General features: G+C 65.0%; 7 protein-coding genes. All 7 read left to right on the forward strand.

Going from position 1 to position 9,975, the window contains the following annotated elements; all coding sequences use genetic code 11:
* Window positions 1-14: 14 nt before the first annotated feature.
* The 7 genes from ACQKPZ_RS21125 to ACQKPZ_RS21155 all read left to right on the forward strand — a co-directional run bounded on the left by ACQKPZ_RS21125 (window position 15) and on the right by ACQKPZ_RS21155 (window position 9,891).
* Window positions 15-1,079 carry an ABC transporter substrate-binding protein gene (locus tag ACQKPZ_RS21125; protein WP_427541793.1) on the forward strand — a complete coding sequence of 355 codons (1,065 nt, stop codon included), beginning with the start codon at window positions 15-17 and terminating at the stop codon, window positions 1,077-1,079.
* Window positions 1,076-2,134, forward strand: coding sequence for an ABC transporter substrate-binding protein (locus ACQKPZ_RS21130; protein ID WP_427541796.1), 1,059 nt, complete (start codon window positions 1,076-1,078; stop codon window positions 2,132-2,134). The genes ACQKPZ_RS21125 and ACQKPZ_RS21130 overlap by 4 nt, the downstream gene beginning before the upstream one ends.
* A 297-nt stretch (window positions 2,135-2,431) precedes the next feature.
* A complete protein-coding gene (locus ACQKPZ_RS21135) occupies window positions 2,432-4,675 on the forward strand; it encodes a TonB-dependent receptor (protein ID WP_427541799.1) in 2,244 nt (747 codons plus the stop codon).
* Between the two features lie 146 nt (window positions 4,676-4,821).
* Window positions 4,822-7,269 (forward strand): TonB-dependent receptor plug domain-containing protein, encoded by a 2,448-nt coding sequence (locus tag ACQKPZ_RS21140; RefSeq protein WP_427541802.1) that lies wholly within the window; start codon window positions 4,822-4,824, stop codon window positions 7,267-7,269.
* Window positions 7,270-7,575: 306 nt separating this feature from the next.
* Complete coding sequence (locus ACQKPZ_RS21145; RefSeq protein WP_427541805.1) at window positions 7,576-8,328, forward strand: ABC transporter permease; 753 nt, start codon at window positions 7,576-7,578, stop codon at window positions 8,326-8,328.
* Between the two features lie 10 nt (window positions 8,329-8,338).
* The gene (locus ACQKPZ_RS21150) at window positions 8,339-9,094 is read left to right on the forward strand and encodes an ABC transporter permease (RefSeq protein ID WP_427541808.1); all 756 of its coding nucleotides are present in this window, start codon (window positions 8,339-8,341) and stop codon (window positions 9,092-9,094) included.
* 11 nt (window positions 9,095-9,105) lie between these two features.
* Window positions 9,106-9,891, forward strand: coding sequence for an ABC transporter ATP-binding protein (locus tag ACQKPZ_RS21155; RefSeq protein ID WP_427541811.1), 786 nt, complete (start codon window positions 9,106-9,108; stop codon window positions 9,889-9,891).
* Window positions 9,892-9,975 lie beyond the last annotated feature (84 nt).

A 9,975-nucleotide genomic window follows, 5' to 3' on the forward strand; every position in this document is an offset into this window, starting at 1 on the left:
CCTGGAGCCAGAACATGAGCCAACCCCTCGATACCCTGTGGTACACCCGCTGTCCGGTGCCCACCGGCCTGGGCATTGCCGTGCAGCAAGGCTGGCTGCAAGACGACCTGGCCAGCCTAGGCACCCAGGTGCAGTCGCTACGCGAAGCCGACCAGCAGGCGGTGCGCGAATCGCACTTCGACCACAGCCTGCTCAATTCGGTACGCCACGGCGGCAGCATCCCGGCCATCTGGGCCCGCGCCCAAGGCCGTGACACCCGGGTGATCGGCCTGTCGTGGGCAGATGAGGCGCAGTTGATCCTGACCCGGCCAGACAGCGGCATCCACACCGTAAAAGACCTCAAGGGCCGCCGCTTTGGCCTGCCCGACTGGGCCGCGGCACAGATCGATTTCACCCGCGCCCAGGCGCTGCGCGGGCTGGAAAATGCCCTCAAGCTCGACGGGTTGCAAGTGGGCGACATGGACTTGGTCAACTACCGCTACGACGGCACCTTCAGCGACCGCCCGGTGCGCAACGTGGCCGGCACACCGGTGTCCAGCACCCAGAGCGAAGGCCGCAACCTGGAGCTGGCCGGCCTGCTGCGCGGCGAGGTCGACGCGATCTTTCTCAAAGGCGCCAGTGCCGTGCAACTGGCCCACGCTTTTGCCTTGCACACCGTGATCGACACCGGCAGCCACCCCGACCCGCTCATCCGCAGCAACAACGGCACACCACGCACCCTGGCGGTGGACAGCCACCTGCTGGCGCAGCACCCGCAGGTAGTGCGAACGCTGCTCGGTTCGGTGCTGCGCGCCGAACGCTGGGCCCACCAGCACCCCGACGAAACCCGCCGCTACCTGGCGCGGGAAACCAACAGCAGTGAATACTGGGTGCAAGTGGCCTATGGCGCAGACGCCCACCTGCGCCTGAGCACGCGCTTGGACGAACAGGCCATCGATGCGTTGCAGGACTTTGTCGACTTCCTCAAACGCTGGCGCTTCATCCCGCACCGCTTCGATGTACGCGACTGGATCACCCGCCAACCACTGGACCAGCTGCTGGCCCCCATTCCCATGGAAAGGAAACCCGTAACCCCATGACCAAGCCCCTGGAAACCCTCTGGTACACCCACAGCCCGGTGCCCACCGGCCTCGGCATTGCCGTGCAGTCGGGGCGCCTGGCCGAGGCCTTTACACCGTTCGGCACCAATATCCAGTCGCTACGCGAGTCCAGCGAACGCGAGGTGCGCGAGGCCCATTACGACCATCACCTGCAGAACTCGGTGCGCCATGGCGGCAACATCCCGGCGATCTGGGCCTACGCCAGCGGCGTCGAAACCCGCGTGCTGGGGCTGTCGTGGAGCGACGAGGTGCAGTTGATCCTTACCACCGAAGAAAGCGGCGTACGCAGCATTCGCGACCTGAAAAACCGCCGCTTCGGTATACCCAAGTGGGCCAACGTCCAGATCGACTTCACCCGTGCCCAGGCCCTGCGCGGGCTGGAGAATGCCCTTAAACTCGAAGGCCTGGCGGTGGCCGATGTCGAGTTGGTCGACTACCCCTATGGCGGCACCTACAGCGACGATGCCAAGCAGCACCTGTACGGCGCCGAAGTCAGCCTGGACACCAGCCGCGTCAGCCGCCGCAACAACGAGCTGATCGGCCTGCTGCGCGGCGACATCGACGCTATCTTCCTCAAGGGCGCGCATGCGGTACACCTGGCCCACGAGTTCGGCCTGCGCGTGGTGGTCGACACCGGCAGCCACCCGGACCCGCTGATCCGCAGCAACAACGGCACCCCGCGCACACTGACCGTGGACCGGCACTTGCTGGAAAACCACTTCGATGCCAGCCGTACGCTGGTCGACACGGTGCTGCGCACCGAGCAATGGGCCTGGGCCAACCCCGAGGAAACCCGGCGCTTTCTGGCGCGTGAGCTGAACACCAGCGAGTACTGGGTGGCGGCGGCCTATGGCGACGATGCACACCGCCGCTTACGCACGACGCTGGATAGCCGCTCGATCGAGGCGCTGCAAGACTTTACCGAGTTCCTGTTCAGGTGGGGGTTCATACCGCGGCGTTTTGATGTGCGCGAGTGGATAGATTTTCGCGTGCTGGAGAGTGTGATCGGTTCGACTTCGCGGTTAGCCGTTTGAGATTTTTGGGGCTGCTGCGCAGCCCATCGCGACGCAAGGCCGCTCCTACATTGATCGGCGTATGCAGGGCTATTGTAGGAGCGGCCTTGTGTCGCGATAGGGCCGCAAAGCGGCCCCAAAGAATTTCAGCCCAACGACTGCTGCCCCAGCAGCACCCGCCCAGCAACCCACTGCTGCCCAATCTGCAACACCCCCTCAAAACTCCGATTAAATATATAGAATTCAATAACTTAACAACATGGCACAGTCCCTGCTCTAGCTCTCCCCAACACTGCTTTACATACGGGGAGATCCACCATGCACCAGCTCAATCCACTCGCCCGCCAGATCAGCCTCGCGCTGCTGCTGGCCGGCACCGGCAGCCAGGCCATCGCCGCCAACGAAGACACTAAAAACGAACCGGCCCTGGAAACCGTCACCGTGACAGCCCAGCACCGCGAGCAGACCTTGCAGGAAGTACCAGTGGCGGTATCGGCCATCAAAGGCACCAGCATCACCGCCGATGGCGTGCGCTCGATGGGCGATATCACCACCTTCGTGCCCAACGCCTCGGCCAAGAACCCCGACGGCGACGGTCGCCCGCGTTGGTACATCCGCGGCCTGGGCACCGGCGACACCGGCGCGGCAACGGTATTCCCGGTAGGCATCTATGCGGACGACGTCTACCTCAACGCCCCTGTCGCCGGTGGCGGGCCGCTGTTCGACCTGGAGCGCATCGAAATCCTGCGTGGGCCGCAAGGCACCCTGTATGGCAAGAACACCACGGCCGGCGCAGTGAACGTGATCTCGAAGAAGCCGACCTTCGACACCGACGGCTACGGCACCGTCGGCTTTGGCAGCAAGAACGAGCGTATTGTCACCGGCGCTGTAGGCGGCGCGCTGGTCGATGAAAAGCTGGCCGGGCGAGTCGCGTTGTATTCCGAGGAGCGTGATGGTTTCCAGAACAATGACTTCGACGGCAACACCTATGGCGACGTGAACAAGAAAGCCATCCGGCTGCAGTTCCTGGCCCAGCTCAACCCCGACCTGGACGCTCTGCTCAAATTGCACAGCCGCCAGTTCAAGGGCGACGGCAGCAATGGATCGCTGCCAGTGGGCCGCTACTACAACGTGGGCTACGAACGCCCGCATGGCCGTGACATCTCGCTGAACGTCAACGAGGACTATCGCCTGGACCACGACGGCGCCTCGCTGACCTTCAACTGGTACCTGGGCGACTACACGCTGACTTCGATCAGCGCCTACGACTACATCCGCAACAAGTCCACCAGCGACGCCGACTACACCCCCTACGAGGTCAACGGTGCGTCGATCACCGACAACAGCTACCGCCAGTGGTCGCAAGAGCTGCGCCTGGCCTCGCCGGAAGACCGCCCGCTGCACTGGCTGGCGGGTGCGCACTACTTCCATGAAGACCTCGACAGCTCGGCACAACGCATCGTCACCCCAGGGCCGACGCCAAACGGCACCGGCTCGAACCAGGTGGGTACCACGGCGTTGCGCAATATGGGCTACGACCACCGCACCGACAGCTACGCGCTGTTCGGCAACCTGACCTATGACTTCACCGATGCCTTCAGCGTCACCGGGGGCCTGCGCTGGACCCAGGAGAAAAAGGACATCGACCTGGATCTGGTGCAACTGACCCGCGCCACCGCCAATGGCCCGCTGATCCCGCTGGGCGGCGTGGGCACCAACGGCAACCGCCAGGAAGACAAGACATGGGAAGCCTGGACCTACGACCTGACGCCCGAGTACCGCATCAACGACAACCTGCGGGTGTTCTTCCGCTACGCCCATGGCTTCCGCTCGGGCGGCTTCAACACCGGGCTGTCGACCAGCCTGGCGCAGCTGACCACGGTCGACCCGGAGGAGCTGGATGCCTACGAGCTGGGGCTGAAGTCGGAGTGGTTCGACCGCCGCCTCACCGTCAACGCCAACCTCTTCTACTACGACTACTCCGACATCCAGGTAAACCTGCTGACGGTAAACAACGGCGTACTCACCACCGCCCTGACCAACGGCGCCAAAGGCAAGGTCAAGGGCGCGGAGCTGGAGATCGAAGGCCAGCCGACCGATCGCCTGCACCTGCGTGCGGCGGTGTCGTTCCTGGACACCGAGTACACCGACTTCAAGAACACCAACCCCACCACCGGCGCGGTGACCGGCGACTACAGCGGCAACAGCTTCGTGCGTTCTCCACGCAACGTGGTGTCGCTGGGTGCCGACTACACCATCCCGCTGGAAGTGGGCGGCAAGCTGGTGGCAGGGGGCGACGTGAGTTTCCGTGACAAGGAGTACTTCCTGGCCGACCGCCAGAGCAGCGCCGACGCCACCCTCAGTCAGCCTCACTACACCCTGGCCAACGCCCGCCTGAGCTGGTTCAGCCACGACGACAAGCTGAGCGTGACCGGCTTCGTCAATAACCTTACAGACCGCCGCTACCAGGTACACGGCCGGCCCAACGGCACCGCCGGGCAGTACGTGATCACCTACGGCGACCCGCGCACCGTCGGGCTCAGCGTTACCAGCCGGTTCTGATCGTCAGGCCATTGGGGCCGCTGCGCGGCCCTTCGCGACACAAGGCCGCTCCTACAGGAGGCGCGTTCCCTGTGTAGGAGCGGCCTTGCGTCGCGATGGGCTGCGCAGCAGCCCCAAAGGCCCCACGCCTCCATAAGGATTACCTCATGCCCCACCACACCCCCTTGGCCAGCGTCATCGCCCTGGCCATCGCCGGCCTCGCCGTGCCCGCCTTCGCCGCCGAACCCAACGACCGCCTGGACACGGTGGTCGTGGTCGGCACCCACCGCAGCGACGTCACCGCGTTGCAAAGCGCCGCCCCGGTCGACGTACTGAGCGGTGAAAAACTTCAGGAAACCGGCGCCAGCGACCTGTCCGCCGCACTCACCGCGCTGTCGCCATCGTTCAGCTTCCCGCAGTCACCGCAAGGCGCCTTCGCCGGCTCCATTGCCCAGGGCGCTTCGCTGCGCGGCCTGGCATCCGACCAGGTGCTGGTGCTGGTCAACGGCAAGCGCCGCCACACCAGCGCCAACGTCACCCGCCAGGGCCTGGTGAACGCCCGCGGTGCGGCAGCCGTGGACCTCAGCCTGATCCCGCTGGCGGCCATCGAACGCGTGGAAATCCTGCGCGACGGCGCCGCCGCCCAGTACGGCTCGGACGCCATCGCCGGGGTGATCAACATCGTACTCAAGGAGCGTGACGACGGCGGTAACGCCGGCTACCGCTTCGGCGGCTACAAGAAAGGCGACGGCCTGCAACGCAAGCTCAGCGGCTGGAAGGGCTTTGCCTTGCCCAACGACGGCTTCCTGACCCTGGCCTTCGACGCCGGCAGCCAGGACCCGGCCAGCGACACCCGCGACGACAACCGCATTTTCTACCCCGGTTCCACCAGCATCGACACCGCGCGCGAGCAGAACAACCGCTACCGCAACTGGCGCTGGGGCTCAGGCAATGTCTCGGACCAGTACAACTTCACCGCCAACGCCGAAATGGGCCTGAGCGACGGCCTGAGCGCCTACGGCTTTGCCACCTACGCGCACAAGAACACCGACGCCGAAAACTTCTTCGACCCGCCCACCACCCTGCGCAACAACTACGGCAGCGTGGCCCTGGCGCGCTACCCGGACGGCCGCTTGCCGGTCACCCGCTACGGGCTGGAAGACTTTGCCGTTACCGGCGGCCTGCGCTTCGAAGACCAGACCCTTGGCAACTTCGATCTGGCATTGAACTACGGTGACAACCGCGTCGACTCAACCGACCGCGACGCCATCAACCCGAGCTGGGGCGCCGCCAGCCCCTCGACCATCTACACCGGCCGCCGCGAAGCCGACCAGACCAACCTGACCCTGGACTGGACCCGCGATTTTGCCAATGACTGGCTGTTCAAGCCGCTCACCGTTTCCGCCGGGCTGGCCTGGCGCCAGGAAAACTACGACCTCAGCGAGGGTGACGCCGCCGGCTGGTCCAACGGCCCACTGTTCAACACGATCGACCCCATTACTGGCCGTCGCATCCCTGGCTACTACTCGGGCATTACCCAGGTCGATGCCGTGTCACTGGACCGCCGTGTGATCGGTGCCTACTTCGATGTCGAAGCCCAGCTGACCGAACAATTCCAGGCAGGCGTGGCTGTGCGTAGCGAGCACTATTCGGACTTTGGCGACACCACCAACGGCAAGCTGTCGCTGCGCTACGACTTCACCCCGCAGATCGCCGCCCGGGCCAGCGCCAGCACCGGCTATCGTGCGCCATCGCTGGTGCAGAGCGGGCTGTCGTCGTTCAGCGTGCAGGTGGTGGAACAGCCGCCGGGCAGTGGCAACTGGGTCGAGGTGCAGCAACGTACCCTGCGCGCCGACAGCCCGGAAGCGGCGTTGCTTGGCGGCAAGGCACTGAAGCCTGAAGAATCGACCAACTTCTCGGTAGGCCTGGTGTGGCGGCCACTGCCCAATGCCTCGGTCACCCTCGATGCCTACCGCATCGACATCGACAACCGCATCACCCTGTCCGATCAACTGCCGGCCGCGGTAGTGGGCCCGATCTTCGCTGGCACGCCCTATGCCAACATCCAGAGCGCGGCGTTCTACACCAACATTGCCGACACCCGCACCGACGGTTTCGAACTGGCCGGCCATTACCAGCTGGACGCGGGCCGCTGGGGCCGCGTGGACTTCAACGGTGGCTACGCGCGCAACAACACCCGCATTACCGGGCTGGACGATGTGGGCAGCATTCCCGGCAACCAGATCATCGGCCGCAACACCCAGGGGCTGATCGAGGATGGCACGCCCGAAGACAAGCTCACCCTCAGCGCCAACTGGCTGTATGACGGCTGGAGCGTCACCGTGGCGCAGCGCCGTTATGGCGAATGGAAGAACCGCAACGCCGCCAACCCCACGCTGGACCAGACCTTCAGCCCGCAGTGGGTGACCGACCTGGATGTGTCGTACCGCTTCGACCTGGGCCTGACCTTGTCGGCGGGGGCGATCAACCTGTTCGACAGCCACCCGGACAAGCTGGAGGGCGCGCAGCTGTATGGCGTGCCGAAGTACTCCATTACCAGCCCGGAGGGGGCACAGGGGGCGTTCTACTACACCAGCGTGAGTTACGACTTCTGACCCATGCCCGGCCAGTCAAGGCCGTGTAGGAGCGGCCTTGTGTCGCGATGGGCCGCGCAGCGGCCCCGGGATCGCAGATTCACCGCACCAATTGCCGGGGCCGCTTTGCGGCCCATCGCGACACAAGGCCGCTCCTACACAGACAGCGCTGGCCTGTGAACGCCACTGCTGACTTGCTGCTGCTCTAGCAGCAGCCCACTGCTGCCCCAGCACCATCTTCTCTCTCCCGCCTCGGTATCCCGGCCCTGCGCCGCCTGGCACAGCTCTTGCGATAGCCCGATACCCTCTGCTTTCCCAAGGCCAGCCATGCGCGTGCTCTCCCCCCTTTCCTGGTTCATCTCCCCCCTGGCCCTGCTCACCCTCTGGGCCGTGGCGGCCAATGCCGGGCTGTTCCCCGCCAACCTGCTGATCCCGCCCCTGGAGGTGTGGCACAGCCTCAACGATCTGCTGGCCACCGGCGAACTTCAGGAACACCTGGCAGGCAGCCTGTCGCGACTGGCCCTGGGCTTCACCGGCGGCGCACTGGCCGGCCTTGGTTTTGGTGCGGCGCTGGCCCTGTCGAAAACGGTGGAGGCCTATTGCGCCCCGCTGTTCCACACCCTGCGCCAGGTGCCCAGCATCGCACTGATCCCGATGTTCGTGCTGCTGTTCGGCGTGGACGAAACCTTCAAAGTGGTCATCGTCGCCAAGACTGCGTTCTTCCCGGTAGCCCTGGCCACCTGCGAGGGTATCCGCGCCATCCCGCGCAGCCATTTCGAAGTAGCGGCGGTGTACCGCCTGCGCTGGCCGACGCTGGTAGGCCAAATTGCCCTGCCCGCTGCTGTGCCTGCGATCATCACCGGCATACGCGTGGCCCTGACCCGGGCCTGGGTAGTACTGGTGGCATGCGAGCTGCTGGCCGCCGACAGTGGCCTGGGGCAGATGATCGAGATGGGCCGGCAGATGCTGCGCATTGATGTGGTGATGGTCGGCGTGGTGCTGACCGGGCTGATCGGCTTCACCCTGGATTGGACCCTGCGCCGCGTGGAACGGCGCCTGTCTGCCTGGCAAAGCCGTTGAGGAGGCTGTGATGAAACGACCTGACTTGCGTGGCCTGGTGCTGCCACTGTTGCTGCTCGGGGCCTGGGAGTACGCCTCGCGCCAGGGTGCAGCCGGTGCCTATGCCTTCGTGCCACTGGCGCAGGTGGGTACGGCGCTGGCCGAACTGATGGGTAGCGGCGAATTGCTGGTCAACTTGTGGGCCAGCCTGCTACGCACCTGTAGCGGCCTGGCCATCGGCATTGTCGGCGGTGTGGGCCTGGGTGCGTTGATGGCCCTGTCCACCCCCGCCAACCGCCTGATCGCGCCGCTGTTCCATGCGTTGCGCCAGGTACCGATGCTGGGCTGGATCCCGTTGATCGCCTTATGGCTGGGTAACGGCGAAGGCGCCAAGTTGCTGATTGTCAGTTTGGCAGCGTTGTACCCGATGGTGCTCAACACCTTCGAGAGCCTGCGCCAGGTCGCGGGCCAGCACCGCGAAGCGGCGCGGGTGCTGATGCTCAGTCGTTGGCAGCAACTGTGGCTGATCCTGCTGCCCGCCGCCTTGCCGGGCATTGCCGCCGGGGTGTTGCAGGCCTTGGCGTTTGCCTGGGTAACGTCGGTAGGCAGCGAGCTGTTCCTGTCTGCCGGGGCTGGCCTTGGCAGCCTGATGATGAACGCCGAAGCCGCGGCGCGCATGGAAATCATCGTGGTCTGCGTGCTGTGCATCGGCCTGAGTGGTTACCTGATGTCCTGGCTGTGCTCCCTGCTTACCCGGCGCCTGCTGCGCTGGCGCACCCACCCTTGAAAGGCCTGAACATGAACGCCATCGCCCATTCCTTACCCACTATCGCCACGACTGGCGGGGTGACCATTCGTGGCCTGAACAAGGCCTACCCGCTCAAGGGCAAGCCTGTGCCGGTGCTCGAAGGCATCGACCTGGACATCCGCCCCGGCGAATTCGTCAGCATTCTTGGCGCCAGCGGCTGTGGCAAATCCACCCTGCTGCGGCTGGTTGTCGGGCTCGATCAGGACTACCAGGGGCAGATCCTGCTGGATGGCCAACCCGTGCGCGGGCCGGGCCTGGAGCGCGGCATCGTGTTCCAGGACCACCGCCTGTTCCCGTGGATGACCTTGCAGCAGAACATTGCCCTGGCCTTGAAAAACCATGAACTGCCTGCACTCGAGAAAAACCGGCTGGTGGCCGAGCACATCGAACTGGTAGGCCTGAACGGCTACGAGCAGGCCTACCCGCACCAGCTCTCCGGCGGCATGGCCCAGCGCGCGGCAATTGCCCGGGCGCTGGTGAACAAACCCAAGGTGCTGTTGCTGGACGAGCCGCTGGGTGCGCTTGATGCGCTGACCCGGGTGCGCTTGCAGCAGGAGCTGCAACGGATTTGGGTGCAGGAGCGCTGCACGGTGATCATGGTGACCCATGACATCGAGGAAGCGCTGTACCTGGGCGACCGGGTAATCGTGATGGACGCTAACCCAGGGCGAATCCGTGAAGACCTGCGTATTGACCTGCCGCACCCGCGCCAGCGGGATAGCCAGGTGTTACAGGGGTACAAGCAGCGGTTGCTGGAGGAGTTGGTGGGGCATTGAAGCACAAGTGCGTTGCGCCTCTGTGGGAGCGGGTTCACCCGCGAATGCGTCGGCATATCCAACATCGCATTCGCGGGTGATCCC

This window comes from Pseudomonas sp. NPDC089547, from assembly GCF_050280665.1.
Taxonomy (GTDB): Bacteria; Pseudomonadota; Gammaproteobacteria; order Pseudomonadales; family Pseudomonadaceae; genus Aquipseudomonas.